22 protein-coding genes, 4 tRNA genes and 1 pseudogene are annotated in these 25,846 nt (G+C 59.4%); 18 read left to right on the top strand and 9 right to left on the bottom strand.

All coding sequences use genetic code 11. The features are described from left to right. The first annotated feature begins 223 nt into the window (after positions 1-223). Entirely contained in the window at positions 224-922 is a 699-nt protein-coding gene (gene pyrF, locus ACYZTM_RS07100; RefSeq protein ID WP_027924005.1) for an orotidine-5'-phosphate decarboxylase, read from the top strand. 89 nt (positions 923-1,011) lie between these two features. Here the strand turns inward: pyrF and ACYZTM_RS07095 are convergent, their stop codons facing one another. Then, entirely contained in the window at positions 1,012-2,016 is a 1,005-nt protein-coding gene (locus ACYZTM_RS07095; protein WP_131063512.1) for an NADP-dependent oxidoreductase, read from the bottom strand. A 236-nt stretch (positions 2,017-2,252) separates the two neighbouring features. Here ACYZTM_RS07095 and ACYZTM_RS07090 point away from each other — a divergent pair, with 236 nt between their 5' ends. The 4 genes and pseudogenes from ACYZTM_RS07090 to ACYZTM_RS07075 all read left to right on the top strand — a co-directional run bounded on the left by ACYZTM_RS07090 (position 2,253) and on the right by ACYZTM_RS07075 (position 6,665). Beyond that, complete coding sequence (locus ACYZTM_RS07090; RefSeq protein WP_131063511.1) at positions 2,253-3,014, top strand: SDR family oxidoreductase; 762 nt, start codon at positions 2,253-2,255, stop codon at positions 3,012-3,014. 186 nt (positions 3,015-3,200) lie between these two features. Then, the gene (locus tag ACYZTM_RS07085) at positions 3,201-4,592 is read left to right on the top strand and encodes an aminotransferase-like domain-containing protein (protein WP_131063510.1); all 1,392 of its coding nucleotides are present in this window, start codon (positions 3,201-3,203) and stop codon (positions 4,590-4,592) included. 108 nt (positions 4,593-4,700) lie between these two features. After that, positions 4,701-5,804: pseudogene (locus ACYZTM_RS07080) on the top strand (HAMP domain-containing protein); the annotation flags it as partial. Next, on the top strand, positions 5,784-6,665 hold the full coding sequence (locus ACYZTM_RS07075; RefSeq protein ID WP_370655173.1) for a methyl-accepting chemotaxis protein: 882 nt from the start codon (positions 5,784-5,786) through the stop codon (positions 6,663-6,665). The pseudogene ACYZTM_RS07080 and the gene ACYZTM_RS07075, both read left to right, overlap by 21 nt. Positions 6,666-7,291: 626 nt before the next feature. Here the strand turns inward: ACYZTM_RS07075 and ACYZTM_RS07070 are convergent. Beyond that, a complete protein-coding gene (locus tag ACYZTM_RS07070; RefSeq protein WP_461987841.1) occupies positions 7,292-8,062 on the bottom strand; it encodes a hypothetical protein in 771 nt (256 codons plus the stop codon). A gap of 378 nt (positions 8,063-8,440) precedes the next feature. Here ACYZTM_RS07070 and ACYZTM_RS07065 point away from each other — a divergent pair. The 4 genes from ACYZTM_RS07065 (at position 8,441) to ACYZTM_RS07050 (ending at position 8,855) form a co-directional block, all read left to right on the top strand. Further along, positions 8,441-8,516 (top strand) — tRNA-Glu (locus ACYZTM_RS07065). Between the two features lie 3 nt (positions 8,517-8,519). Continuing rightward, positions 8,520-8,595, top strand: a tRNA-Gly gene (locus ACYZTM_RS07060). 105 nt (positions 8,596-8,700) lie between these two features. Next, positions 8,701-8,776: transfer RNA gene (locus tag ACYZTM_RS07055), tRNA-Glu, on the top strand. Positions 8,777-8,779: 3 nt separating this feature from the next. After that, a tRNA-Gly gene (locus ACYZTM_RS07050) sits at positions 8,780-8,855 on the top strand. Positions 8,856-9,004: 149 nt separating this feature from the next. Here ACYZTM_RS07050 and ACYZTM_RS07045 read toward each other — a convergent pair. From ACYZTM_RS07045 to ACYZTM_RS07030, 4 genes are all read right to left on the bottom strand, one after another. Then, positions 9,005-10,744 (bottom strand): dipeptidase, encoded by a 1,740-nt coding sequence (locus ACYZTM_RS07045; protein WP_461987839.1) that lies wholly within the window; start codon positions 10,742-10,744, stop codon positions 9,005-9,007. A gap of 196 nt (positions 10,745-10,940) precedes the next feature. Next, positions 10,941-11,579 carry a LysE family translocator gene (locus ACYZTM_RS07040; protein ID WP_131062756.1) on the bottom strand — a complete coding sequence of 213 codons (639 nt, stop codon included), beginning with the start codon at positions 11,577-11,579 and terminating at the stop codon, positions 10,941-10,943. 1 nt (position 11,580) lies between these two features. After that, positions 11,581-12,351: a 2OG-Fe(II) oxygenase gene (locus ACYZTM_RS07035; protein WP_461987837.1), complete on the bottom strand. Its 771-nt coding sequence runs from the start codon at positions 12,349-12,351 to the stop codon at positions 11,581-11,583. A 93-nt stretch (positions 12,352-12,444) separates the two neighbouring features. After that, entirely contained in the window at positions 12,445-13,071 is a 627-nt protein-coding gene (locus tag ACYZTM_RS07030) for an alanyl-tRNA editing protein (RefSeq protein WP_461987835.1), read from the bottom strand. Between the two features lie 90 nt (positions 13,072-13,161). On the opposite strand from ACYZTM_RS07030, the gene ACYZTM_RS07025 reads away from it, so the two are divergent. Then, entirely contained in the window at positions 13,162-14,151 is a 990-nt protein-coding gene (locus ACYZTM_RS07025) for a LysR family transcriptional regulator (protein WP_131062753.1), read from the top strand. 147 nt (positions 14,152-14,298) lie between these two features. On the opposite strand, the gene ACYZTM_RS07020 is transcribed toward ACYZTM_RS07025, so the two are convergent. Together ACYZTM_RS07020 and ACYZTM_RS07015 are read right to left on the bottom strand one after the other, a co-directional pair. Continuing rightward, positions 14,299-14,706, bottom strand: coding sequence for a PA2817 family protein (locus tag ACYZTM_RS07020; protein ID WP_131062752.1), 408 nt, complete (start codon positions 14,704-14,706; stop codon positions 14,299-14,301). Between the two features lie 65 nt (positions 14,707-14,771). Next, on the bottom strand, positions 14,772-17,219 hold the full coding sequence (locus tag ACYZTM_RS07015) for an acyl-CoA dehydrogenase (protein ID WP_131062751.1): 2,448 nt from the start codon (positions 17,217-17,219) through the stop codon (positions 14,772-14,774). Between the two features lie 248 nt (positions 17,220-17,467). Between ACYZTM_RS07015 and ACYZTM_RS07010 the strand changes: the two genes are divergently transcribed. From ACYZTM_RS07010 to ACYZTM_RS06995, 4 genes are all read left to right on the top strand, one after another. After that, positions 17,468-18,127, top strand: a complete 660-nt coding sequence (locus ACYZTM_RS07010; protein WP_131062750.1) for a transglutaminase-like domain-containing protein — start codon at positions 17,468-17,470, stop codon at positions 18,125-18,127. 43 nt (positions 18,128-18,170) lie between these two features. After that, entirely contained in the window at positions 18,171-18,794 is a 624-nt protein-coding gene (locus tag ACYZTM_RS07005; protein WP_461987831.1) for a glutathione S-transferase family protein, read from the top strand. Positions 18,795-18,927: 133 nt separating this feature from the next. Beyond that, the gene (locus ACYZTM_RS07000; protein ID WP_461987829.1) at positions 18,928-19,860 is read left to right on the top strand and encodes an ABC transporter ATP-binding protein; all 933 of its coding nucleotides are present in this window, start codon (positions 18,928-18,930) and stop codon (positions 19,858-19,860) included. Further along, entirely contained in the window at positions 19,857-20,636 is a 780-nt protein-coding gene (locus tag ACYZTM_RS06995; RefSeq protein WP_131062747.1) for an ABC transporter permease, read from the top strand. The genes ACYZTM_RS07000 and ACYZTM_RS06995 overlap by 4 nt, the downstream gene beginning before the upstream one ends. 147 nt (positions 20,637-20,783) lie before the next feature. Here ACYZTM_RS06995 and ACYZTM_RS06990 read toward each other — a convergent pair whose 3' ends face one another. After that, a complete protein-coding gene (locus ACYZTM_RS06990; RefSeq protein WP_131062744.1) occupies positions 20,784-21,302 on the bottom strand; it encodes a DUF2062 domain-containing protein in 519 nt (172 codons plus the stop codon). 135 nt (positions 21,303-21,437) lie between these two features. Here ACYZTM_RS06990 and ACYZTM_RS06985 point away from each other — a divergent pair, with 135 nt between their 5' ends. The 4 genes from ACYZTM_RS06985 to lpxK all read left to right on the top strand — a co-directional run bounded on the left by ACYZTM_RS06985 (position 21,438) and on the right by lpxK (position 25,844). Next, positions 21,438-23,672, top strand: coding sequence for a DNA internalization-related competence protein ComEC/Rec2 (locus tag ACYZTM_RS06985; protein WP_461987826.1), 2,235 nt, complete (start codon positions 21,438-21,440; stop codon positions 23,670-23,672). A 98-nt stretch (positions 23,673-23,770) separates the two neighbouring features. After that, positions 23,771-24,406, top strand: a complete 636-nt coding sequence (locus ACYZTM_RS06980) for a MotA/TolQ/ExbB proton channel family protein (RefSeq protein WP_162556235.1) — start codon at positions 23,771-23,773, stop codon at positions 24,404-24,406. Beyond that, positions 24,403-24,834, top strand: a complete 432-nt coding sequence (locus ACYZTM_RS06975) for an ExbD/TolR family protein (protein WP_461987824.1) — start codon at positions 24,403-24,405, stop codon at positions 24,832-24,834. Before ACYZTM_RS06980 ends, ACYZTM_RS06975 begins: the two co-directional genes overlap by 4 nt. Further along, positions 24,834-25,844: a tetraacyldisaccharide 4'-kinase gene (gene lpxK, locus ACYZTM_RS06970; protein WP_461987822.1), complete on the top strand. Its 1,011-nt coding sequence runs from the start codon at positions 24,834-24,836 to the stop codon at positions 25,842-25,844. Before ACYZTM_RS06975 ends, lpxK begins: the two co-directional genes overlap by 1 nt. The last annotated feature ends 2 nt before the right edge of the window (positions 25,845-25,846 follow it).

Raw genomic sequence — 25,846 nt, 5'->3', positions numbered from 1 at the left:
CGTCCAGCCCGCAGGCTGGAAGTGCTGTAAGGACGTGTTGCGGCTGCCGAGGGTAGCTAGGAAGGGTGTTGTGGGCGTGTCGTGTGTGTATCGAACTCGACACAATCGGCGCAAGGGCTAGTCTTGCTTGAGCCTTCGGGACGATTTACCGATCATCGGGTCCCGCAGTGGCGCTGGTTCCGCTACAATGCGCGCCGATTTCGTCCTGCCTGAGAGCCCGCTCATGTCCGTCTGCCAGACTCCTATCATCGTCGCCCTGGATTTTCCCACCCGTGACGCCGCACTGAAGCTGGCCGACCAGTTGGACCCGAAGCTGTGCCGGGTCAAAGTCGGTAAGGAACTGTTCACCAGCTGCGCCTCGGAAATCGTCGGCACCCTGCGGGACAAGGGCTTCGAAGTGTTCCTGGACCTCAAGTTCCACGACATCCCGAACACCACTGCCATGGCCGTCAAGGCAGCGGCGGAAATGGGCGTGTGGATGGTCAATGTGCACTGCTCCGGCGGTTTGCGCATGATGGCCGCCTGCCGTGAAGTGCTCGATCAGCGTACCGGTCCGAAGCCGCTGTTGATCGGCGTGACTGTGCTGACCAGCATGGAGCGTGAAGATCTGGCGGGTATCGGTCTGGACATCGAGCCACAAGAGCAGGTGCTGCGCTTGGCCGCTCTGGCGGAAAAAGCCGGAATGGACGGTTTGGTGTGCTCGGCCCTCGAAGCCCAGGCCCTGAAATCGGCGCACCCGTCGCTGCAACTGGTGACCCCGGGGATTCGTCCGGCCGGCAGCGCGCAGGACGATCAGCGCCGCATTCTGACCCCGCGTCAGGCGCTGGATGCCGGTTCTGATTATCTGGTGATTGGTCGTCCGATCAGCCAGGCGGCTGATCCGGCCAAGGCGTTGGCAGCAGTCGTGGCCGAGCTGGCTTAAGCAGCGACTGCTCAAACCATTCGCGGGCAAGCCTCGCTCCTACAAGTGCACCACCGTACCTGTAGGAGCGAGGCTTGCCCGCGAAGCTTTTATACCTTCAACACCAACTTCCCGAAATTCTCGCCGCTGAACAATTTCATCAGCGTCTCCGGGAACGTCTCCAGCCCTTCAACAATGTCTTCCTTGCTCTTGAGCTGCCCCTTGGCCATCCACCCGGCCATTTCCTGTCCGGCGGCGGCGAACTGCGCGGCGTAATCCATCACAACAAAGCCTTCCATTCGCGCACGGTTGACCAGCAATGACAAATAGTTGGCCGGGCCTTTGACCGCTTCCTTGTTGTTGTACTGGCTGATCGCGCCACAAATCACCACCCGCGCCTTCATGGCCAGGCGACCCAGAACCGCGTCGAGAATATCGCCGCCCACGTTATCGAAATACACGTCGACACCTTTCGGGCATTCACGCTTCAGGCCCGCATGCACATCTTCGTTCTTGTAGTCGATGACGCCGTCAAACCCCAGTTCGTCGATCAGGAACTTGCACTTGTCCGCGCCGCCCGCGATGCCGATCACGCGGCAGCCTTTGATCTTGGCGATCTGCCCGGCAATGCTGCCCACTGCACCGGCCGCGCCGGACAGCACCACGGTGTCACCTTCCTTGGGGGCGCCGACATCGAGCAGCGCGAAGTACGCCGTCATCCCGGTCATGCCCAACGCTGACAGGTAACGCGGCAGCGGTGCCAGTTTCGGATCGACCTTGTAGAAACCTCGTGGCTCGCCGATGAAATAATCCTGTACGCCCAAGGCACCGTTGACATAGTCCCCGACCGCAAACCCGGGATTGTTCGAGGCAACGACTTTGCCTACACCCAATGCGCGCATGACTTCGCCGATACCGACCGGCGGAATGTAGGACTTGCCCTCGTTCATCCAACCACGCATGGCCGGGTCCAGGGACAGGTATTCGTTTTTGACCAGGATCTGACCCGCAGCCGGTTCGCCGACTGGCACTTCTTGATAGGTAAAGGTCTCGCGGGTTGCCGCGCCCACCGGACGTTTGGCGAGCAGGAACTGGCGATTGGTCTGGGTAGTCATGACTGGCACTCAAGATGAATGAAGCTTTGTTGATAGACCTTCATGACCGATGCCGCAAGTTTGGCTGATGCGGCGAATGCACATCGATCCAGTGCAGTGATAGTCAGTTCCGCAGTTTTATCACTGCAACTCATGGTCGCCCAACCGGGCTTCTGATAGTGCTGCCGTCTCACTCACCCCTGTGGCTAGACTGCGAACACGTGATCCCCCGCATCCTTCTCTTCGAGGACATAACAATGAGCATGACGTTTTCCGGCCAGGTCGCTGTTGTGACCGGCGCTGCCAACGGTATTGGCCGCGCGACAGCCCAGGCATTCGCCGCTGAAGGGTTGAAAGTGGTGGTGGCCGACATGGACACGGCTGGGGGCGAAGGCACGGTGGCACTGATTCGTACGGCGGGCGGCGAAGCGACCTTCGTGCGTTGCAACGTCACGGTGGAAAGCGATGTAAAAAATCTGATGGATGAGGTGGTGAATACCTACGGCCGTCTGGACTATGCCTTCAACAACGCCGGCATCGAGATCGAGAAAGGCAAACTGGCTGAAGGCACGATCGATGAGTTCGACGCGATCATGGGCGTTAACGTCAAAGGCGTCTGGCTGTGCATGAAGTACCAGCTGCCATTGCTGCTGGCCCAGGGTGGTGGCGCGATCGTCAACACCGCTTCGGTGGCGGGCCTCGGTGCTGCGCCGAAGATGAGCATTTACGCGGCGTCGAAACATGCGGTGATTGGCCTGACCAAGTCGGCGGCAATCGAATACGCCAAGAAAAAGATTCGCGTGAACGCGGTCTGCCCGGCGGTGATCGACACCGACATGTTCCGACGTGCCTATGAAGCGGACCCGAAGAAGGGCGAGTTCGCCAACGCCATGCACCCGGTCGGCCGCATCGGCAAGGTCGAGGAAATCGCCAGCGCGGTGCTGTATCTGTGCAGCGATGGCGCGGCGTTTACGACCGGTCACTCGCTGGCAGTGGACGGTGGTGTCACGGCGTTCTGAACAATCAAGGTTTGCCCTGTAGGAAAAAGCCCGCATACGTGAGGGCTTTTTCATGGCGCCGTGAAAGAGCCGGACAAGTGTGTTTCAAATGGTTAGAACCGAGGGTTTTGGCGGCGTTGTCGCACATCCGATCAAGCGCACCTGTGATTAACTGCTCCCCGCAAATGGACAGGAGTTTGCTTGCTCATGGAATTGAGAATCGATCGACAGGCATTGGTGCCGGTCGTACAGCAAATCGTCGACGCGCTGGCCGTCTGGCTCCGTCAGAGCGAGGTGCTGCCAGGGACGCGTTTACCTTCTGCGCGGCAAATCGCGCGGGACAATCTGCTCAGTCAGTCCAGCGTCGTCGAAGCCTGTGAGCGCCTGGTGACTCAAGGCGTGCTGGCTTCGCGGCATGGCGCCGGTTTCATTGTCGCCACACCGGCGCTGGCCGCTCAGGGGCAACAGGAATGCCTCTGGTTCGAAGGGGCGGAAGTGAAGCAGGGCGACCTCTCGGGCAAACTTTTATTAGGCTGTGGCGGACTGCCCGAAAGCTGGCGTGAAACGGACGACCTGAGCTACGCGATTCGTCAGGTCAGCCGTACCGACATGGCCGGGATGTTCAACTACAGCACGTCATGGGGCCTGCCAGCCCTGCGTGTGCAGATCCTCAAGCGCCTTAAACAGCTCAGTATCGAGGTGGACGAAAACCGTATTCTGACCACCGCAGGTGCCAGTCATGGGCTCGACCTGATCGTGCGCACCTTGCTCAAACCGGGTGATTGCGTGGTGGTGGAAAGTCCGGGCTATCCACTGTTGTTCGACCTGCTCAGGCTGCACGGTGTGACGATGATCGAAGTGCCGCGTACCCCGCGTGGGCCCGACACGGCGCAGCTTGAAGCGCTGTTGCTCAAGCACGGACCCCGAGCGCTGTTCATCAACAGCTTCTACCACAACCCGACGGGCAGCTGCCTGGCGTCTGTGGTGGCGCAGCAGATTATGCAGCTGACCAAAACCCATGGCGTGCTGGTGATTGAAGATGACGTCTATGCGGATTTGCACAGCGGCCCCGGCACCCGCCTCGCTGCGTTGGGTATCGATGACAACGTGATCTACGTCGGCAGCTACTCGAAAACCCTCAGCAGCTCATTGCGGGTTGGCTTTGTCGTGGCCCGTGACGAGATAGTTGCGCAACTGGCCGAGGTCAAGATGATCAGCAGCATGGGCGCCTCACGGTTCTGCGAATCGGTGCTGACGTGTCTGTTGGCCAGCGGCGCGTACCGCAAACTGGTCCAGCGTCAGCGTCAGCGTTTGAACACGGACAGAGAGGCGGCCCTGCAAGTGCTCGAAGACGCCGAGTGGGAGGTTTTCGGCAAGCCGGCCGGCGGCCTGTTCATTTGGGCGCGGTCGCGGATGTCCGACTACGCTCAGGTGCGCAAACAGGCCCGGCGCTTCGGTGTGCTGCTGTCTTCCGCCACGGCATTCAGTCCTGACGGCCAGGTTAGTGACTGGCAGCGCATCAACGTGGCTTATGCCTGCGATCCTCGGGCCCGGGCATTTTTTCAGGCGACCGCTGCGAATCGACCTAAAGCGTTCTGAAAACGACGTGGGCGTAGCTTTTTGCCATTATTCCGACGCCAGAGACTTGTGCTGGCGTATGCCCGTTGCGAATCTGCGTCAACAGACTATGTCAGGGGACTAAGTGCAATGATTTCGGCCGTGCAAGGACGTTTTGCCAACCTCGGTATGGCAAAAAAAATGGGTGTCGGGTTTGTACTGGTGCTGCTGCTGACGGCCCTGGTGGCAGCCATCGGCGTTTGGTCCCTGCAAACCATCAGTCATCGCTTCGACGGGCTTAAGCAGATGTCGTCGCTCAATAACGGTTTACTCAAGGTGCGATTGCTTGAGCAGGAATACGCCTTGCACGGCAACCCGAAAACCGTCGATGCGCTGCACGAGGGTGTTGATGGCCTGATCGCCCTGGCGACGCAGCTCAAGGCGGCATCAGCGGCCAACGTGCCGGTGATGAACGACGTCGAGCAGTCCTTGGGGGCTTATCGCAAGGCCTTCGACGAGTTCGTCTCGCTGAGTCAGGCCAAGGACCTGGCCCTGGAAATGGCCAGTTGGTCGGTGTCCAGCGTGGCCAACAACCTTGATGTCCTGCAAGCAGGGCTTGCCGATGACGGCGCCTATACCTTGAAAGAGTCCGAGGGCAAGGACGGTGGGCAGTTCATCGAGCAGGCCAATCAGGTCAGCCAGGTGTCGCGGCTTATGCTGCAGGCCATGAACGAAGCGCGTGTGCGTCTGGACCAGAGCCGCAAAGGCGACGACAGCGCAGGCCAGGGCAAAATCGAACAGGCCGATCAGGCGCAGGTTCAGGCTGAGCAGTTGAAAACCACGGTCAAGGATGAGGGCTATCAGACTGTCCTCAATGAAGTGGCGGGGCACATCAACAGTTTCAGCGAGAAACTGACCGAGTACACCGGTCTGTTGGCCCAGGAAAAAACCGTCTATGAGCAACTGCATCAGCGTGCTGCGCAAGTGGTGGAGCGGGTCGATCAGGCCTATGTCGCCGAAGACCAGTCGATACAGGCCGAGTTGAAAAAGAACTCGATGCTGATCATCGGCTCCTCGGCGCTGGCGTTGCTGGTCGGGTTGATTGCGGCGTGGGTGATTACCCGGTTGATCGTGGCGCCGTTGCGCAGTGTGATTCGTGTGGCGCAGCAGATCGCTGCGGGTGATTTGAGTGCGACGGTGGAAGTGACGCGCCGTGACGAGATCGGCCAGTTGATGCAGGCCATGCAGCAGATGGGCGCGGGGCTGAGCACCATCGTCAGTGGTTTGCAGGCCGGTATCGAGCAGTTGGCGAGTTCGGCTCAATCGTTGTCGGCGGTGACTGAGCAGACCAACCTGGAAGTCAGTAGCCAGAAGGAAGAAACCGAGCAGGTCGCCACGGCGATGAATCAGATGACGGCGACGGTGCACGACGTTGCGCGTAACGCGGAGGAAGCCGCGCAGGCTGCGCAAACGGCGGATGGCAAGGTTGAAAGTGGTCAGCAGGTGGTGCGTCAGAGCATGGCGCGGATCGAGCAGTTGGCGGACTCGGCGACTTCGGCCAGTTCGAGCATCGAGAGCTTGAGCGCGGAAATCCAGAACATTGGCACGGTGCTCAGTGTGATCAAGAGCGTTGCCGAGCAAACCAATCTGTTGGCGCTCAATGCGGCGATTGAGGCGGCTCGGGCCGGCGAGCAGGGCAGGGGCTTTGCGGTTGTGGCGGATGAGGTTCGGGCGCTGGCCAAGCGAACTCAGCAATCGACCGAGGAGATTGAGCGTCTGGTGAGTGCCTTGCGTTCGGCGGCGCAGTCGTCGGTGCAGCAGATTCAGAACAGTGGTGAGCTGGTGAAGTTGGCGGTGAGTGACGCGTTGCAGACCGAGAGTGCGCTGGGGAGTATTGCGGCGGCGGTGTCGTTGATTCAGCAGATGAATCAGCAGATTGCGGCCGCCGCTGAGGAGCAGAGTTCGGTGGCCGAGGAGATTAATCGCAGTGTGACGAGTATTCGGGCGAGTGCGGATCAGTCTTCGTTGGCGATGCGGGGGAACGCGGCGTCGAGTATTGAGCTGGCGCAGTTGGGGGTTGAGTTGAAAGGGATGGTCGGGCACTTTCGGCTCTGATCTTTTTCCCGCATATGTACACAGATCTACTGTAGGAGCGAGCCTGCTCGCGATGCGGCCTGATAGCCGACCTGTCTCTTTCAGGTGTACATATCCATTCCTGCGGTAACGGCGGCTGGCGGTTTCGCCCTTACGGCGAGGCACTTTTTTCAAGCGCCAAAAAAGTACCCAAAAAGGCTCGCCCCAAGCGTCCGGCCCCTCGCCTGGGCTCGGCGTACCTTCGCTCCGGTATCCATCCGGGGACACTGCCCTCCGGTCTGCTTCGCGACGACCTACATGCAGCGTGTTCGACTGCGTCGAACGGCGCTGCGCGCCACTCCCCGGATGAACACCTCCACTCAGCCTACCGAAAGGGGCGGGTAGATCAAGATCAAAAGCAGGCGAGCTAACGCTCGGCCTATTGAGTGGTGAGAAGCGGATGTACGCCGATCCAATTGTAGGAGCGAGGCTTGCCCGCGATGGCGGCCTGACAGCCGGCCAATCACTTGCAGATGTACACCAAAACCTGTGGGAGCTGGCCTGCGAAGGCGGCCTTTCACTCGACCTATCTTTCCCGGTTGTACTCACCCACCAAATCCAATCCAAAAAAAAGCCACCTGTTCCGGTGGCTTCTTTAATTCTTCTGATCAGTCGTAAATCACTTTCTTCTTCCAGTCCGCATCCGCCTCGACGTCTTTGAGGCCTGCGTTCAGTTGGTTCGCTTCGCTTTCAACCGCTGCGATGTTGTCCATCACCATGGCGTTGGCGCGCGCCAAGAGTTTTTCCAGGTATTCGAGTTGTTCGGCGTAGACCTGGGGTTCCTGTTGTTTTCGCAGGTATTGCACACCGCGTTCGAAAGCGAGGCGGGCCTGGCCTGGCTGGTTTTGTTGCAGGCAGTGCTGACCGAGGTTGTTGAAGAACTCGATGTGCAGCAGGACCAGAATGTGGCGCACTTCGCGGATCCAGCGCTTGGCTTCGTTGGTCGGCAGGTAGCCGTCCTGTGCGGCACGGGTGATTTGGCCGTGCAGGGCTTCGAGCAGGAAACGCACGTCCTTGGCCTTGGCTTCGGTCTGGATCGGTGCCGGCGGGTTGTTGACCGGGATCGATTCACCTTGAGCGGCCAACGCTTCCAGTTCGGTAATCCGCGCCCTGAGGTTGGAACTGGTTTTTTCCAGGTTGAGCAAACGCTGACAGACGTTGAGCTCCAGGCGGGTCAACAGCAGCTTCAGCCCAGGTGTCATCAGCTGACCGGGGAAGGTCTCGGTGATTTCGCCGCAGCGACGCAGGCGATCATTGAGTTCAACCTTGGTACGGACCCTTTCCAGCTTATTGTTTTCCACCACATGGTTCATGTAGCCAATGGCGATCAATAGTGCGATCCCGGCTACGACTAGCAGGGTGATCATGAGTGGTGTCACCGGTAAGACCTCTTTATAGGGTTCGCGATCGAGTGTAGTGGCTTGGCATTTGGGCGCATAGGGCCGCTCGACGAGTTGAATCGGTTGTGGCTGTCTTTATATCGGCCGTCGTTCTACTTATATAAATGCTGGCCACCGTGAATCACATTGCCATCATCTAGAGCGGCGGACTATAACGTCTTGGTGGTTGCCAGAATATAGTCGCCAGAGGTCAGGAGGCGCAAAAGCCTGAATCACGCCTGAAAGCGGGGCGAAGTCATTGATTTAAATAAATTTATATCTGGGGGTTGACGACCCCTCAATCCATCCATAGAATGCGCGCCACTTACAGCGTAAAGCACACAGCGAAACGCGGTAAGGAGTGAATGTTGTACGTGTGTCCCCTTCGTCTAGTGGCCTAGGACACCGCCCTTTCACGGCGGTAACAGGGGTTCGAGTCCCCTAGGGGACGCCATATGCGGGAATAGCTCAGTTGGTAGAGCACGACCTTGCCAAGGTCGGGGTCGCGAGTTCGAGTCTCGTTTCCCGCTCCAATTTTAAGCAACGTTGCTTTCGGGCAGCGTTGAGTGAAGCCAGAGCCGACATCTTCGGATGCGGATTTGGGCACTGAAATACACACCATGTGTTTCAGTTAGCGTGTCCCCTTCGTCTAGTGGCCTAGGACACCGCCCTTTCACGGCGGTAACAGGGGTTCGAGTCCCCTAGGGGACGCCATTTGCGGGAATAGCTCAGTTGGTAGAGCACGACCTTGCCAAGGTCGGGGTCGCGAGTTCGAGTCTCGTTTCCCGCTCCATATTTAACGAAAACGCCGCTCAGTGATGAGCGGCGTTTTTGTTGGTGCGTCATTCATAAAAAAGGACCTCAAGGTCCTTTATTTGTTTGTGTAGGAATCAAGGCGATCAACGCGTCGGACCCGCTACAACAGCGGGTCCGATAAAGCGATCAGAGCTTCGGCAACTGCCCGATGCGCCCCATCATTTCCGTCACGATCTGCAGGTCCAGCAGGAACTGGTCGACGGTCTTGAACTCGTTGTCGGTGTGCCCTGTGTACTTGACCTCGGGCCGAGCCAGGCCGAATTGCACGCCGTTGGGCAGTTCATGGACTGAGGTGGCGCCAGCGGAGGTGCCGTACTTGTGTTCCATGCCCAGGTTTTCGCTGGCCACGGCGAGCAAGGCCTTGACCCATTCACCCTCAGGGTTGCGGTACATCGGTTCGGCGATCGAGTAGTCGAAGGCCACCGCTACGTGGGTCTTCTTGCTCCAGGCGCCAAGTTTTTCGGCGATTTGTGCCTTGAGCACTTCAGGGGATCTGCCCTTCGGCACCCGCAAGTTGACCGCGAGCTTGAAGGCTTTGTCATCCATGGCGACGTAGGTCAGGGAAGTGGTCAGCGGCCCCATGAAGTCATCAGAAAAACCGACTGCCAATTTGCCACCCAGGTAATCCAGCCCCCAGTTGTCCGCAGCGTAGCGGGCAGCATCGGTGAAGTGGTTGTGCTTGAGCGCGACCTTGCCATCCTGGCTGTGGATGAAGTCGAGCGTCCGGGCTACCGGGTTGACGCCGGACTCGGGCTCGGAGGAGTGGGCGGAAACGCCGGTGATCGTCAGTTTGACGTCCTTGCCATCGACCTTGGCGGTTACGTCGAAGTTGCCGCCATTGCGCTTGGCATAATCGGCGCCAGCCTTCTGCAAACTGGCGGCCAATTCGGCAGGGTTCTCACTCAACAGAGTGACGACGGAAGCCGACGGGATCTGATTGGTGGCCAGGCCGCCAGTCATCGAGATGATTTCCGCGCCTTTGCCCTCGGCTTTACGCTTGGGGAAATTCGCCATCACGGTGCCGTAACCTTTCTCGGCAATCACCACCGGGTAGCCGCCATCCAGTGCCAGGTTGTAGTTAGGTGTCGGGTTGTGTTCGAAGTAATAAGGAATGGCGTCGCCGGTGGTTTCCTCAGTGGTGTCGACCAGCAGCTTGAAATTGCGCGCCAGCGGCAGCTTCTCTTCCTTGATGATCTTCATGGCATAAAGCGCTACCACGATGCCGTTCTTGTCATCCTCAGTGCCCCGACCATACATGCGATCGCCGATCAGGGTGACTTTGAACGGATCGAGTTTGGTGCCGTCTTTCAGAACCCAGTTTTCCGGTGTTACGGGCACTACGTCGGCATGGGCGTGAATACCCACGACTTCATCGCTGCTGCCCTCAAGGGTGATTTCATAGACGCGATTGTCGATGTTTCGGAAATTCAGGTTGAAGGCTTGGGCCAGGCCCTTGATCTTGTCAGCGATCTTGATGAATTCGGGGTTGTCGTGCTGGTCAACGCCGTCGACGCGGAAGGTCGGGATGGCCACCAGTTCGCGCAAGGTCTCGGTGGCAGCGGCGCCGTATTTCACCCGTGCATAGAGGCCAAGCAGGCGATGGATTTCGTTCTGTTGTTCTGGCGTAAGGGGCTTGTTGTCGAGGAAGGCGCTGATGGCCGGGCCGAGGTCGTCGGTTTTTCCGAGGTCGCTCTTGGCCAGGCCTCCCAGGAACTGCCTGAAATCCGTGACCGATGCGTCGCTGAAAGTCTTGAGGATGGTCGCGCTCTGTTGCGGGGTGATGTTGGCCTGCGCTGACAGGGTGAATGACGAAAGGCTGGCCAGTACCAGGGTTGACGCAGCCAGGTGCTTGAGTGAGAAATTCATTGCTGGGGGCATTCCTTTGCAGGCAGTTTGTGAGAAGTTTCTGATTGATGAGACAGAAACGTTTCCAACCTAACACTGTAACCGAGTGTTACGGGAGTCCTGAAGTGGGATCTGTCGCACAGAAATGCAAAAGCGGCGCAGAAACGAAAAAGGCCCGTCAGTCTGACTGAACGGGCCTTTTGCATGGGCGCAGGTTTTACATCGACAGAATCAGGCGCCCGGCGAACAGAATCAGAATCACCCCCATGGTGCGTTCGAACCAATGCCCCATGCGCATGAACAGCAATCGCACCCGAGCACTGGAAAAGAACAGCGCGACGATCACGAACCACAGCGCGTTCACAAAACACATCCACACCCCATACAGCGCCTGAACCTTCATCGGTGTCGTAGCGCTGATGATCGTGGTGAAAATCGCCAGGAAAAACAGCGTCGCCTTGGGGTTGGTCGCGTTGGTCAGAAAACCGGTGGTGAACGCCTTCAGCAGCGTTTGCTCGACGACAGGCTCCTCCGCGACCTTGTCACCTTCAAGCGCGGACTTGGGTTTACTGCGCAACAGGCTGACACCGAGGTACAAAATGTAAGCGCCGCCCACCACCTTGGCCACGGTCAACAACCAAGGTGTCGTGTGCATCAGCGCCCCGACCCCGAGCAGGGTGTAAAGCACGTGCACGGAAATCCCCGCACCAATGCCCAGCGCCGTGCAAATCCCTACCAGTCGGCCGAAACGCACACTTTGGCGGATGGTCACCGCGAAGTCCGGTCCCGGTGCGACCACAGCCAGAAAGTGAATGGTCGCCAGCGCCAGGAACTCGCCCAGGTAATTCGAAAACATCTCAACTCCAAAAAGTTAGGGGTGAAGCATTGCCGCGATAGCCGACAAAGAACGAAAGGCTCAATCGCGGATCCGCTACGCCCGGAGTTACCGAGTGCATGCAGCGCGAATTGAACATGATGAAATCACCCGGCTCAGGACGAATCTCCAGGGTCGGAGTCCCGAGCAGGGCCGGGTCGATGCCGTAGCTGTCGCCACGCATTTCGTCGAATCGATCCGGAGAAATGTCGTGGTCCCACATCTGCAGCGCGCCGCCCTCGGTGGGCATGTTCAGGTAAACGTTGCAAGCGAACTGCGCTTCCAGGCTTCTGGCCTGGTAACTGTCCGGGGCGTCCTTGGCGAAAATGTCGTGGTGGGCAAGGAAGCACACACCCGGTTTCACGACCCGGGACAACCCGACATACATCTTGCGACCATAGAGATTTTCCAGATGCGCACCCGCCGGCCAGGACTCATCGAGCATGCAGCGCAGGGTGTCGACCGGGGACGAGTAGGGCGCGCAACGTTTGCGCAACTCCGCGATATTGCGCGAGGCATGCTCGAAATAATCCTCGATCAGCAGCGGCTGGTTTTCCGCCTCATAAAACGCCATGCCGATGCGGCCGATGCTCGGCGCATTGATATAGCCTTCGAAACCCGGGGCGAGGATCTTGTCGCCAATCTGAATCGCCAGCGGCCGGGGCAACAGGCCTTTGACGCGGATGGCGAGGACTTCTTCGTTGGCCAGTTTTTTTATGCACGTCTCATCGAGACGCTCGACGTCAAGCATCATGTCTTAGGTCCATCTATCAGATAGTCAACAGAGCCCGCGAACGCGGGCTCCCCCGGGCGTCAGGCGATGACGGGGACGGCATCGCCGGAAAGTTCAATCCACGCTGTAGTGGACTGACAGCGTTCCCTTTTTCAGTGAAAGGGAAGCGATCGTGACCGTGCCCAAATCCTTCAGGCTACGTACGTGGGTGCCGCCGCAGCCGTAGGCGGGCAGTTCACCGAAACCGATTTCCCGGGCGCCTTCGCGCATCGACGTCAGGCGTGGCAGATCATGGGCAACCCATTGCTCGATGCCGTGCTGAAGGATCTCGGCATCCACCTCTTTTGCCGACTCCGCGGGTTTGAATTGCACGCGTCCTTCGCCCGGCCAGTGATGAGCCTTGATCGGCATCCAGCCCAGCGCCTGGACAAAGTGACCGATCAGGTGACCGGCCGAATGCATACGCGAATTGAACTGGCGACGTTGCTCGTCAATACGAATCTGGGTCATGCCCGGTTTCACCGGGCGGTCGACGAAATGAATGATCCGGTCCGGGTCCTGCACCACGCGCAGCACCTGGCTTTCGCCGATCCAGCCGGTATCGCAAGGCTGACCGCCACCTTGGGGGTGAAACAACGTGGCGCGCAGCACCACTGCAAATTCGTTCTCCTGGGGCGTGCAATCCAGGACTTCCACATTGGCCTTGAGGTCATCACTATGGAAAAAGAGGCGAAGCGTCATATTCCATGTCCTCATTAAAGTTTCTATTTTTATTATATGAAGCGTGGAATTGCGTGATAATCCGTTCAAACATCAAAGGACTGTTGCGCTGTGAGCATAAATCTTCCACTTCCACTGCTGGGTGAAATGGCGATCTTCGTCAAGGTTGTCGAGACCGGCAGTTTTTCCGAAGCGGCTCGCCAATTGGGCTCCTCACCCTCGGCGGTGAGTCGCAGCATTTCACGTCTGGAAAAAGCGCTGGCCACGCGTCTGCTGCAGCGAACCACACGTAAACTGCGGTTGAGCGACGGTGGCGAAGAGGTGTTCAAGCGCTGCCAGGAAATGGTCAGTGCGGCCAAGTCAGTGATGGAAATCAGCGGGCAGTTCACCCATGAAGCGGAAGGGCTGGTGCGGGTCAGTGTGCCCAAGGCGGTCGGCCGATTTGTGATTCACCCGCATATGCCGGAATTTCTGCGCCGTTATCCCAAAGTGGATGTGGAGCTGTTGCTTGAGGATCGGCAGGTGGATCTGATCGACGATAACGTTGATCTGGCGATTCGCATTACCGATCGACCACCCGCTGGATTGGTCGGGCGGCAGTTGCTGACCATCGACCATTTGCTCTGCGCAACACCGCAGTACCTTGCGGAATATGGCACGCCGACGCATCCCCATGACTTGCTCAACCATAGCTGCATCTACCTGGGTGAAACCCCGAGCGATGCACGCTGGAAATTCAAGAAAGGCACCAAGGCTGTGACGGTCGGTGTACGCGGGCGGTATGCGGCGAATCACACGGGCGTGCGACTGGGTGCGGTGTTGCAGCACATCGGGATTGGCAGTCTGCCGTACTTCACGGCGCGTTATGCGTTGGAGCAGGGTTTGATTGTGCAAGTGCTGCCGGACTGGACGTTCCTCGCGTCCTACCATGGCGGCGCCTGGTTGTTGCATTCGCCGACGCGGTATTTGCCGCCGAAGTTGCGGGTGTTTATCGATTATCTGGTGGAGTGCCTGGAGAAAGAGCCGACGTTGGGCAAGCCGGGGAAGGCGGGTAAGGTCGCGGCGGAGTATGAGTTGCCTGAGAGTGATGGGTTGCTCTGAAGGTCCTCTTCGCGGGCAAGCCTCGCTCCTACAGGGATTGCGCTTTACTTGTAGGAGCGAGGCTTGCCCGCGAAGGCGTCTTCGGCTACTGCACAAAAAAGGCCCGCATGAATAACCATGCGGGCCTTTTGCATTTCTGATCGGTGATCAGTGCTTGCTGTCCTGGTTCGACATCGCCAGCAGCTGTTTTTCCTGATTCCAGTCGAAAGGCTCGTCGTTCTGTTCGGCTTCGAAACGACGCTCTTCCAGTGACTGGTACAAATCGATTTCATCATCGGGCATGTAATGCAGACAGTCACCGGCGAAGTACCACAGCAGGTCGCGCGGGACCAGGTGGGCGATTTGCGGATAGCGGGTGATTACCTGGCACAGAATGTCCTGGCCCAGGTATTGGCTTTCGATCGGGTCGACCGGCAACAAGGCACGCAGTTCGTCAAAGCGCTCCAGGAACAAGGCATGGCTTTCTTCGGGAACCTGTTCGGCCTCACCTACGGCGACCAGGATGCTGCGCAGGTGGTCGAGCAAGACAAGATGATCGGCAACGACGTTGGACACGAGATAAGTCCTCAAGAGCAAAACGGGCGCGGGAGTATAAAGCTCCTGCGCCCCTTTTTACAGGATCAGCGGACCTTTCCGTCGGCCAGCGCCAGTTCATCTTTGTCGAAATCATCGACATCGATCACCTTGCGGCGCGCGGTTTCTGCTTCACGCAAGGTCTGCGCTTCCACCGGCTGCAACACCCCAGCCTCCAGCGCTGCTTCGATGACGTGTTCCCCGGCAGCCGGTTTGACTTGACCGCTTTTCAGCGCCATGTGTAGTTTTTTCTGCAACGGCTGCGCCGCGTTCAACAGGTTGCAGGCGTGTTGCAGGGCCCCCACTGCGTCGTCCGCCGATTGCGGACGGTAGCAACCGCCGAGCAGTTCTTCGAGGGTTGGATCGCCCTTGGCACGGCCAATTACCGCGGCGACTTCGGCGCCGAGTTTGTCCGATGGCCCTTTGTGGCGACGGCCAAACGGGAACACGATCACCCTCAACAGGCAGCCCAATACCTTGTTCGGAAAGTTGCTCAGCAATTCATCCAGCGCACGTTCCGACTGACCAAGGCTTTCTTCCATGGCCCAGGTAAACAGTGGCGCCATGTGCTCCGGCGAATCGAGGTCGTGGTAACGCTTGAGCGCGGCGGAGGCGAGGTACATGTTGCTGAGCACATCCCCAAGACGCGCCGACAGACGTTCGCGACGTTTCAGTTCACCCCCCAACAGCATCATGCTCAGGTCTGCGAGCATGGCGAACGCGGCGGCCTGACGATTGAGTGCGCGGAAATAACCCTGACTGAGCTTGTCCCCCGGCGAATGTTCCAGGTGTCCGAAGCCGAGGTTCAGCACCAGCGTGCTGGCGGCGTTGCTTACGGCGAAACCGATGTGCTTGAGCAGCAGGCCATCGAACTCGGTAAGTGCCTGATCCTTGTCTTCACGACCGGCGAGGGCCATTTCCTTGAGCACGAACGGATGGCAGCGAATGGCGCCCTGGCCGAAGATCATCAGGTTGCGCGAGAGAATGTTCGCGCCTTCCACGGTGATGAAGATGGGTGCACCGTTCCAGCTGCGACCGAGGTAGTTGTTCGGCCCCATGATGATCGCCTTGCCGCCATGAACATCCATGGCGTGGCTGATGCACTCGCGGCCGCGTTCGGTGAGGTGGTACTTGAGAATCGCCGACAGCACCGACGGTTTCTCGCCAAGGTCCACCGCGTTGGCGGTCAGCATTCGGGCGGCGTCCATCATCCAGGCGTTGCCACCGATGCGCGCCATGGCTTCCTGAATGCCTTCGAATGCCGACAGTGGCACGTTGAATTGCTCACGTACCTGCGCGTACTGGCCGGTTACCAGGCTGGTGAACTTGGCCGCGCCGGTGCCGACCGCAGGCAGGGAGATCGAACGCCCGACCGACAGGCAGTTCATCAGCATCATCCAGCCTTTGCCGAGCATTTCCTGGCCGCCGATGAGGAAGTCCAACGGCACGAATACGTCCTTGCCGGAGTTCGGGCCATTCATGAAGGCGGCACCCAATGGCAGGTGACGGCGGCCGATTTCAACACCGGCGGTGTCGGTCGGGATCAGTGCCAGGCTGATGCCCAGGTCTTCCTTGTCACCCAGCAGATGGTCCGGGTCATAGGCCTTGAAGGCCAGGCCGAGGAGGGTGGCCACCGGGCCCAGCGTGATGTAACGCTTTTCCCAGTTGAGGCGCAGACCAAGGGTTTCCTTGCCTTCCCATTCGCCTTTGCAGATGACCCCAGTGTCGGGCATGGCGCCGGCGTCGGAGCCGGCCAGGGGACCGGTCAGTGCGAAGCACGGGATGTCGTCGCCCCGGGCCAGTCGTGGCAGGTAATGGTTGCGTTGTTCGTCGGTGCCGTAATGCAGCAGTAGTTCGGCGGGGCCAAGGGAGTTAGGGACCATCACGGTGGAAGCGAGGTCGCCACTGCGGGTCGCCAGTTTCATCGCCACTTGGGAGTGGGCATAGGCCGAGAAGCCCTTGCCGCCAAACTCTTTGGGAATGATCAGCGCAAAGAAGCCGTTTTCCTTGATGTGAGTCCAGGCTTCAGGAGGCAGGTCCATGTCTTGCCCGATCTGCCAGTCGGTGACCATGGCGCAGAGTTCTTCGGTCGGACCGTCGATAAAGGCCTGTTCCTCTTCGCTCAGCTGCGCTTTTGGATAAGAAAGCAGCTTGTTCCAGTCCGGGCGACCGCTGAACAGTTCACCGTCCCACCACACGGTCCCTGCGTCGATCGCATCGCGTTCGGTCTGCGACATCGGCGGCAGGGTTTTCTGAAACCAGCTGAACAGCGGCGCGCTGAAGAATTTACGGCGCAGGTCGGGCAGCAATAACGGCGCCGCCACCGCTGCAATCAACACCCAGAAAACCAGCAGCAGCCAACCTGGCGCGCGGCTGAAGGCTCCCATCGCGACGATATAGACAGCGACGATGCACAGGGCGGGCAGGGGAGCGATACGACGGTGGGCTAAATAAGCTATCCCGACAACCAAAACCAGTATCCACAACAGCAGCATATTTAATCCTCCGTGAACCAGGGCAAAACCAACCTTCAGAGCTTAGACGGCATCCGCAAAACAGGGTGGTCGGAGCGAGGTGATTGAATTCGTGGGAAACCATCGATGAGTTATGTAGGTTGGGTTGGCAACACGCCAAGGAAATCGTTCGTTTCCTACGCGGCTATGCGTCCATGTTTGGCCGAAACGTCGTTATCTCTGTGCTAAAGGTGTCGCTAGACTCGTGGCTTCCCCAGGAGATTGTTCTCATGCACGAGTATCTGAGTCCCGGCCGCTTCATCGATAGTGACCACCCCTCGGTGGTGGAGTTCGCCGAAAAGCATCGGGGCGCCAGTCGCGACCCGCTTGAGCAGGCGATCAACCTCTATTACGCGGTGCGCGAGGCCGTGCGCTACAACCCCTACACGTTCAGTCGCGACCCGCAGACCTTGCGCGGCAGTTATGCATTGGCGACCGGGGAAAGTTACTGCGTGCCCAAGGCCACGCTCCTGGCCGGTGCCGCGCGACATTGCGGGATCCCGGCCCGCATCGGCCTGGCGGATGTGCGCAATCACTTGTCGACGCCGCGTTTGCTTGAGTTGCTCAAGAGCGACGTGTTTGCCATGCATGGCTATACGGAGCTGTTTCTAAACGGTCGCTGGGTCAAAGCAACGCCGGCGTTCAACCAAGGCTTGTGCGAACTGTTCAATGTCGCACCATTGGAATTCGACGGAATCAACGACAGCGTATTCCATCCTTTCAATCGCGATGGCGAGCAGCTTATGGAGTACCTGGTCGACCACGGCCAGTTCACCGACGTGCCCGAAGCATTCTTTTTCGAGCATTTGGAAAAGTGCTATCCGCATCTGTTCAGCGATAAATTGCCTGCACAGTTGGGGGACATGCAGAGTGATTTGAGCCGCACCTGATCCGGCGTATGCTGCCTGCGCATTCATCCATAAAGAGGCGGTCATGCTGAAGATCTGGGGTCGGAAAAATTCGTCGAATGTCAGAAAGCCATTGTGGGCCGCCGAGGAACTGGGCCTGGACTATGAAGCCATTGATGCGGGCGGCGCCTTCGGTGTAGTCGATACGCCGCAGTACCGTGCGATGAACCCCAATGGCCGCGTGCCGGTGATCGAAGACGACGGTTTCGTGCTCTGGGAATCGAACGCCATCGTGCGTTACCTCATGGCTCAGCACGCCGATAGCACGGCCTGGTATCCGGCGGATCTGAAGGCCCGCGCCGCTGCTGACAAGTGGATGGACTGGACCACCACAAGTTTTGCCGGCCCGTTCCGCACCGTCTTCTGGGGCGTGTTGCGCACCCCCGAAGACAAGCAGGACTGGTCCGCCATCAATTCAGCGATCAAGGAATGCGATGACCTGCTGGCGATGGCCGACAAGGCGTTGGCGGCCAAGCCGTACCTGTCCGGCGACGAAATCGGCATGGGCGACATCCCCCTTGGCAGTTTCATTTATGCCTGGTTCGAGATGCCGATCGAGCGCGCACCGCAGCCCAATCTTGAAGCCTGGTACGGACGGCTGAAACAACGCCCGGCGTATAAAAAAGCCGTTATGACCGCGTTGACTTAATACTCACTATCGACACACTTGACTGTACTTGTGTGGCAGCGACAAGCACCATTGCGCTCACGCGCCGCGGTTGCATTCGTCGCCGCCCGCCCTTACTTGTCCCTTTCTTCCCTTCTTGGTGCGTAAATCCGATATGAGTTCCGCTCTGTCCATCCGGCAGCTAACCAAAACCTACGGCAACGGTTTCCAGGCCCTGAGTGGTATCGATCTGGACGTCGCCGAAGGTGACTTTTTCGCCTTGCTCGGCCCGAACGGCGCTGGCAAATCCACCACCATCGGCATTCTCTCGACCCTGGTGAACAAGACCAGCGGGACGGTGAATATCTTCGGTCACGACCTGGACAAGAATCCCGCGCAGCTCAAGCGCTCCATCGGCGTGGTGCCCCAGGAATTCAATTTCAACCAGTTCGAAAAGACCTTCGATATCGTCGTGACCCAGGCCGGTTACTACGGCATCCCGCCGAAAATCGCCAAGGAACGAGCCGAGCAATACCTGACCCAACTGGGCCTGTGGGACAAGCGCGATACGCCGTCGCGCTCACTGTCCGGCGGCATGAAGCGTCGCCTGATGATCGCCCGTGCGCTGGTTCACGAACCGCGCCTGCTGATCCTCGATGAACCGACCGCGGGTGTGGACATCGAACTGCGTCGCTCGATGTGGAGCTTCCTCACCGAGCTGAACCAGAAAGGCATCACCATCATCCTCACCACCCACTACCTGGAAGAGGCTGAGCAGTTGTGCCGCAACATCGGCATCATCGACCACGGCACCATCGTCGAGAACACCAGCATGAAACAGTTGCTCGGCCAACTGCATGTGGAAACGTTCCTGCTCGACATCCAAAACACGCTGCAAACCGCGCCGCAGTTGCTCGGTTATCCGACCAAGCTGCTCGACAGCCACACCCTTGAAGTTCAGGTCGACAAGGCCATGGGCATCACCGCGCTGTTCACCCAATTGGCGCAACAGAACATCGAAGTGCTGAGCCTGCGTAACAAAACCAATCGCCTCGAGGAGTTGTTCGTGTCCCTGGTGGAGAAAAATCTGTCGAAGGTGGCGGTATGAGTTCCGAGCTGCAACCCAACCTCGTTGCCCTCAATACCATCGTTTACCGAGAGGTCAAACGCTTTACCCGGATCTGGCCGCAGACGCTGCTGCCGCCGGCAATCACCATGGTTCTGTACTTCGTGATCTTCGGCAATCTGATTGGTCGGCAGATCGGTGACATGGGTGGTTTCACCTACATGGAGTACATCGTGCCGGGGCTGATCATGATGTCGGTGATCACCAACTCTTACGGCAACGTGGTGTCGAGTTTCTTCGGCAGCAAGTTCCAGCGCTCCATCGAGGAATTGATGGTGTCGCCGGTATCGCCGCATACGATTCTGATCGGTTACACCTTGGGCGGTGTGCTGCGCGGCTTGATGGTCGGGGTCATCGTGACGCTGCTGTCGCTGTTCTTCACCGATCTGCAGGTGCATCACCTGGGCGTGACCATTCTGGTGGTGGTGCTGACGGCGACGATCTTCTCACTGCTGGGCTTCATCAACGCCGTGTTTGCACGCAACTTCGATGACATCTCGATCATCCCGACCTTCGTGCTGACACCGCTGACGTACCTGGGCGGTGTGTTCTACTCGATCAGCTTGCTGCCGCCGTTCTGGCAGACCGTGTCTCTGGCGAACCCGGTGCTGCACATGGTCAACGCCTTCCGTTACGGCATTCTTGGCGTTTCGGACATCAAGATCAGCGTGGCGATTACCTTCATGCTGGTGGCGACTGTTGTGTTGTACATCGGCTGCGCGCGGTTGCTGGTGAGTGGGCGCGGGATGCGTACCTAAGAAAGACCGAGTCGCCTTCTTCGCGGGCAAGCCTCGCTCCTACAGTGGATTGGTGACACAGATCCCTGTAGGAGCGAGGCTTACCCGCGAAGGGGTCAGCCCAAACACCACAAAAAAACGGCCTCCAAAATGGAGGCCGTTTTGCATTTACTGCATCCGGCGTTGCTTACGCCGCTTCCACTGCCGGCTGACCCACCAGCGCCAATACATCATCACTAGGCAATAGGCAAGGGCACCCAGCACCAGCCCCATCACCACTGACCCCAACAAAAACGGCTGCCACAACGTAGACAGCTCGCCGCTGATCCATTCCCAGGTCAGCTCGTCCGGCAAATGCCTGGCCGGTACATCCATCAACCACGCGCCCGTCTGATAGGTGCAGAAGAACACCGCAGGCATGGTGATCGGGTTGGTCAGCCAGACCAGGCTGACGGCAATGGGCATGTTGCCCCGCACCACGATCGCAAGGATGGCCGCGACCAGCATCTGCAACGGAATGGGCAGGAAGGCCGCGAACAGACCCACCGCCATGGCCCGGGCGACCGAGTGACGGTTGAGGTGCCAGAGGTTCGGGTCATGCAGCAGGGTGCCGAGAAAGCGTAAGGATTTGTGTTCCCTGATGCTGGTCGGGTCTGGCATGTAACGTTTGAATAAGCGCCGGGGCATAAGGCTTCTCGGTCGGTTAAGGCGGCAAGTATGTCTGGATTCTATGAACCGCCCATTCAGACTTTGTGACAATTAATAACCGTGCACGTGCGGTCGGCCAGCTATGCCTAGGGTGGGACTCTCAAGGACGGGCGTATGCGCACAGGGATGATGGCGCTGGCGTTGGGTCTGCTGGCCCTGCGTTTTTTACCGGTTTTACCGCCGGTCTGGTTATGGATGTTGCTGCCTGTTGTGGGTTTGATGCTGCTGCCGTTTCGAACCTGTCCGTTGGCGTTTTTCCTGTTCGGCTTCAGTTGGGCATGCGCGAGTGCGCAGTGGGCGCTGGATGATCGCCTGCCGCTGAAGCTCGATGGCGAAACTCGTTGGGTCGAAGGTCGGGTGACGGGGCTGCCGCAGAATGCCGAAGGTGTCGTGCGCTTCGAATTGACGGACAGTCAGTCCCGCAGCACCCGGCTGCCCCGACATCTGCGTCTCGCCTGGTATGACGGGCCTCCCGTCAACAGTGGCGAACGGTGGCGCTTGGCGGTCAAATTGAAACGTCCCGCCGGGCTGCTCAATCCGCATGCATTTGACTACGACGCTTGGCTGCTGGCCCAACGTATTGGCGCTACCGGGACGGTCAAGGATGGGCAGCGGCTTGCCGCCGCCCAATGGGCCTGGCGCGACAACATTCGCCAACGGTTGCAGGCGGTAGATGCTCAGGGCCGGACGGGAGCGCTGACGGCATTGGTTTTGGGCGACGGCGCCGGGCTGAGTCGCGAGGATTGGCAGGTACTGCAAGACACTGGCACCGTGCATCTGCTGGTGATTTCCGGGCAGCACATCGGGCTGCTGGCGGGGCTGGTGTATCTGCTGATCGCCGGGCTGGCCCGCTATGGTCTGTGGCCAAGCCGTTTGCCCTGGCTGCCATGGGCGTGCGGACTGGCGTTTGCTGCGGCGCTGGGGTACGGACTGCTGGCCGGTTTCGAGGTGCCGGTGCGGCGGGCCTGCGTGATGATCGGGCTGGTGTTGTTGTGGCGGCTGCGGTTTCGTCACCTCGGTGCCTGGTGGCCGCTGTTGCTGGCGCTCAACGGCGTTTTACTGCTCGACCCGCTGGCGAGCTTGCAGCCGGGGTTCTGGTTGTCCTTCGCGGCGGTGGCAGTATTGATTTTTACCTTCGGTGGACGGCTGGGCCCTTGGCGCTGGTGGCAAACCTGGACCCGCGCGCAATGGCTGATCGCGATCGGTTTGTGCCCATTGCTGTTGATACTCGGGTTGCCGATCAGCGTCAGCGGGCCGGTGGCCAACTTGCTGGCGGTGCCCTGGGTCAGTCTGGTGGTATTGCCGCCAGCCTTGCTCGGGACCTTGTTGTTGCCCGTCCCTTATGTGGGTGAGGGATTGCTGTGGTTGGCGGGTGGTCTGGTCAACCTGCTGTTCAAGGGGCTGGCATTAATGGCCGGGCAATTGCCCGCCTGGGTGCCGGTCGCGGTGCCGCTGTGGATTTGGGCGCTCGGCATGCTGGGTGCCTTTCTTCTATTACTGCCTAAAGGTGTGCCGTTGCGCCCGTTGGGTTGGCCGCTGTTGCTGCTGCTGGTTTTTCCACCTCGCCCACTGCTTCCCGAAGGCATCGCCGAAGTCTGGCAGCTGGATGTCGGTCAAGGCCTGGCCATCCTTGTGCGCACCCGCCATCACACGTTGTTATATGACACCGGGCCGCGTTTCGGTGATTTCGACCTCGGCGAGCGGGTGGTGCTGCCGGCATTGCGCAAACTGGGCGTGACCGGGATCGACCTGATGCTCATCAGCCACGCCGATGCCGATCACGCCGGCGGTGCACGAGCGGTTGCCAACGGATTGCCGGTGACGCGGGTCCTGAGCGGCGATCCCGAGGCGCTGCCCGCCGAATTGCGAGCGGGGGGCTGTGAAAGCGGCCAGCAATGGACCTGGGACGGTGTGAACTTCCAGCTCTGGCAATGGACATCCGGCCACGACAGCAATCAAAAATCCTGTGTCTTGCAGATCGAAGCCAATGGCGAGCGATTGTTGTTGACCGGTGACATTGATGCCGCTGCCGAACGGGCGCTGCTCGACAGTCCGCTCGCCGTGTCGACCGACTGGCTGCAATCGCCGCACCACGGCAGCCGCAGTTCTTCTTCGATGGCACTGCTCGCCACGTTACAACCCAAGGCTGTACTGATTTCCCGTGGCCAGGGCAATTCCTTTGGTCACCCGCATCCCACGGTCATGGCGCGCTATCAAAAGCGCGGCATGGCGATCTACGACAGCGCCGCGCACGGCGCCATTCGTCTGCAACTGGGACGCTTCAAGCCGCCGTGGACGATGCGTCTGGAACGGCGCTTCTGGCGCGATCCGCCATCGCCCGACCCATAACCGCGAGTTATGAAACCCCGACCGGATGCGACATCACGGTCTTCGGTGCATCCAGCCCCTATGTTAGAGTGGCGCACTTTTTCGAGGGGACTGTCACTGTGTGGGAATTGGTCAAATCCGGCGGCTGGATGATGCTGCCGATCATTTTGAGTTCCATCGCGGCCATGGCGATCGTCGCCGAGCGTCTCTGGACCCTGCGAGCCAGCCGTGTGACCCCGGAGCATCTGCTCGGGCAGGTCTGGGTGTGGATCAAGGACAAACAGCTCAATAAAGAAAAACTCAAGGAACTGCGCGCCAACTCACCGTTGGGCGAAATCCTTGCGGCGGGCCTGGCCAACTCCAAGCATGGTCGCGAGATCATGAAAGAGTGCATTGAAGAAGCCGCCGCGCGGGTGATTCACGAGCTCGAACGCTACATCAATGCGCTGGGCACCATCGCCGCCATGGCCCCATTGCTGGGCTTGCTGGGGACGGTGTTGGGCATGATCGATATTTTCAGCGCGTTCATGGGCACGGGCATGGGCACCAATGCCGCCGTGCTGGCAGGCGGTATCTCCAAGGCGCTGATCACCACGGCCGCCGGCCTGATGGTCGGTATCCCGGCAGTGTTCTTTCACCGATTCCTGCAACGCCGGATCGATGAGCTGGTGGTAGGCATGGAGCAGGAAGCGATCAAACTGGTCGAAGTGGTGCAGGGCGACCGTGATGTGGACCTGGCCGAGGGCAAAGCGTGAAATTCCGCCGCAAACCGCGGGAAACGGTAGACATCAACCTCGCGTCGCTGATCGACGTGGTGTTTATCCTGCTGCTGTTTTTCGTGGTCACCACTACATTTACCCGTGAAACCCAGTTGCGCGTCGATCTGCCGGAAGCGGTCAGCGGTTCGCCTGCCGAAGACCAGCAAGTCAAACACCTGGACGTGGCCATCAGTGCCGAAGGCGCGTTTTCGGTGAACAATCAATTGTTGCCGAAGAACGACCTGACCAGCCTGATGGAGGCGTTGCAGAAAGAATCCAACGGCGACACCAGCCTGCCGCTGTCGATCAGCGCGGACGGCAAGACCCAGCATCAATCCGTCGTCATCGCCATGGACGCCGCCGGCAAACTGGGTTTCAGCCACTTGCGCATGACCACGGTCGAAGCGGCGCCGACCGCGCCCTGATGCCCATGTCCGATCGGTTACTCGCCGCGTGGTACCAGGGGCATCCGGCCCTGAAACTGTTGCAGCCACTGGAGTGGCTGTATCGGCGCGTGGTCATGAACAAGCGCAAGCGCTTTCTGGCGGGTGAGGGCGAAATCTATCAGCCGCCCGTGCCGCTGATCGTGGTCGGCAACATCACCGTCGGCGGCACCGGCAAGACACCGCTGATTCTGTGGATGATCCAGCATTGCCAGCGTAGCGGCTTGCGGGTCGGCGTGGTCAGCCGGGGCTACGGCGCCAAACCGCCGCAATTGCCGTGGCGCGTCGTGGCCGATCAGAGCGCCGAGATTGCAGGCGACGAACCACTGTTGATCGTTCAGCGCACCGGCGTGCCGTTGATGATCGACCCGGATCGCAGCAGCGCCGTTAAAGCGCTATTGGCGAGTGAGCCGCTGGACCTGATCCTGTCCGATGACGGCATGCAGCATTACCGCTTGGCGCGGGACCTGGAACTGGTGCTGATCGACGCCGCCCGAGGCTTGGGCAACAAACGCTGCCTGCCTGCCGGCCCTTTGCGTGAACCGGTCGAGCGCCTGCAAAGCGTCGACGCCGTGTTGTACAACGGCGCAGCCGATGATCGCGCAGACGGGTTTGCCTTCCAGTTGCAACCCACCGAACTGGTCAACCTGCAAAGCGGTGAGCGTCGTCCCCTCGACCACTTCCCCGCAGGCCAGGCGCTGCACGCCGTGGCCGGGATCGGCAATCCGCAGCGTTTCTTCACGACCCTCGAAACGCTACACTGGCGACCAGTGCCGCATGCATTTGCCGACCACGCCGAGTACAGCGTGCAGGCCTTGAATTTCACACCGTCATTGCCGTTGGTGATGACCGAAAAGGACGCGGTGAAGTGCCGTGCCTTCGCCGCCGCCGATTGGTGGTACCTGGCGGTCGATGCTGCACCATCGCCGGCCTTCGTGGCCTGGTTCGATACGCAGCTGATGCGCCTGTTGCCGGCTCGTCTTTTGCCTTAACT

It is taken from the genome of Pseudomonas sp. MDT2-39-1, from assembly GCF_054898085.1.
This window is presented reverse-complemented; position numbering and strand designations above follow the sequence as displayed.

Excerpts from the sequence above, each read along its gene's own strand:
- ACYZTM_RS06990 (WP_131062744.1), bottom strand. The coding sequence starts at position 21,302 with ATGCCCCGGCGCTTATTCAAACGTTACATGCCAGACCCGACCAGCATC.
- ACYZTM_RS07095 (WP_131063512.1), bottom strand. The coding sequence starts at position 2,016 with ATGACTACCCAGACCAATCGCCAGTTCCTGCTCGCCAAACGTCCGGTG.
- ACYZTM_RS07085 (WP_131063510.1), top strand. The coding sequence starts at position 3,201 with ATGGAATTGAGAATCGATCGACAGGCATTGGTGCCGGTCGTACAGCAA.
- ACYZTM_RS07000 (WP_461987829.1), top strand. The coding sequence starts at position 18,928 with ATGAGTTCCGCTCTGTCCATCCGGCAGCTAACCAAAACCTACGGCAAC.
- ACYZTM_RS07035 (WP_461987837.1), bottom strand. The coding sequence starts at position 12,351 with ATGATGCTTGACGTCGAGCGTCTCGATGAGACGTGCATAAAAAAACTG.
- ACYZTM_RS07010 (WP_131062750.1), top strand. The coding sequence starts at position 17,468 with ATGCACGAGTATCTGAGTCCCGGCCGCTTCATCGATAGTGACCACCCC.
- ACYZTM_RS07015 (WP_131062751.1), bottom strand. The coding sequence starts at position 17,219 with ATGCTGCTGTTGTGGATACTGGTTTTGGTTGTCGGGATAGCTTATTTA.
- ACYZTM_RS07090 (WP_131063511.1), top strand. The coding sequence starts at position 2,253 with ATGAGCATGACGTTTTCCGGCCAGGTCGCTGTTGTGACCGGCGCTGCC.
- lpxK (WP_461987822.1), top strand. The coding sequence starts at position 24,834 with ATGCCCATGTCCGATCGGTTACTCGCCGCGTGGTACCAGGGGCATCCG.
- pyrF (WP_027924005.1), top strand. The coding sequence starts at position 224 with ATGTCCGTCTGCCAGACTCCTATCATCGTCGCCCTGGATTTTCCCACC.
- ACYZTM_RS06985 (WP_461987826.1), top strand. The coding sequence starts at position 21,438 with ATGCGCACAGGGATGATGGCGCTGGCGTTGGGTCTGCTGGCCCTGCGT.
- ACYZTM_RS07045 (WP_461987839.1), bottom strand. The coding sequence starts at position 10,744 with ATGAATTTCTCACTCAAGCACCTGGCTGCGTCAACCCTGGTACTGGCC.
- ACYZTM_RS07040 (WP_131062756.1), bottom strand. The coding sequence starts at position 11,579 with ATGTTTTCGAATTACCTGGGCGAGTTCCTGGCGCTGGCGACCATTCAC.
- ACYZTM_RS07075 (WP_370655173.1), top strand. The coding sequence starts at position 5,784 with ATGCAGGCCATGCAGCAGATGGGCGCGGGGCTGAGCACCATCGTCAGT.
- ACYZTM_RS07030 (WP_461987835.1), bottom strand. The coding sequence starts at position 13,071 with ATGACGCTTCGCCTCTTTTTCCATAGTGATGACCTCAAGGCCAATGTG.
- ACYZTM_RS06995 (WP_131062747.1), top strand. The coding sequence starts at position 19,857 with ATGAGTTCCGAGCTGCAACCCAACCTCGTTGCCCTCAATACCATCGTT.
- ACYZTM_RS07005 (WP_461987831.1), top strand. The coding sequence starts at position 18,171 with ATGCTGAAGATCTGGGGTCGGAAAAATTCGTCGAATGTCAGAAAGCCA.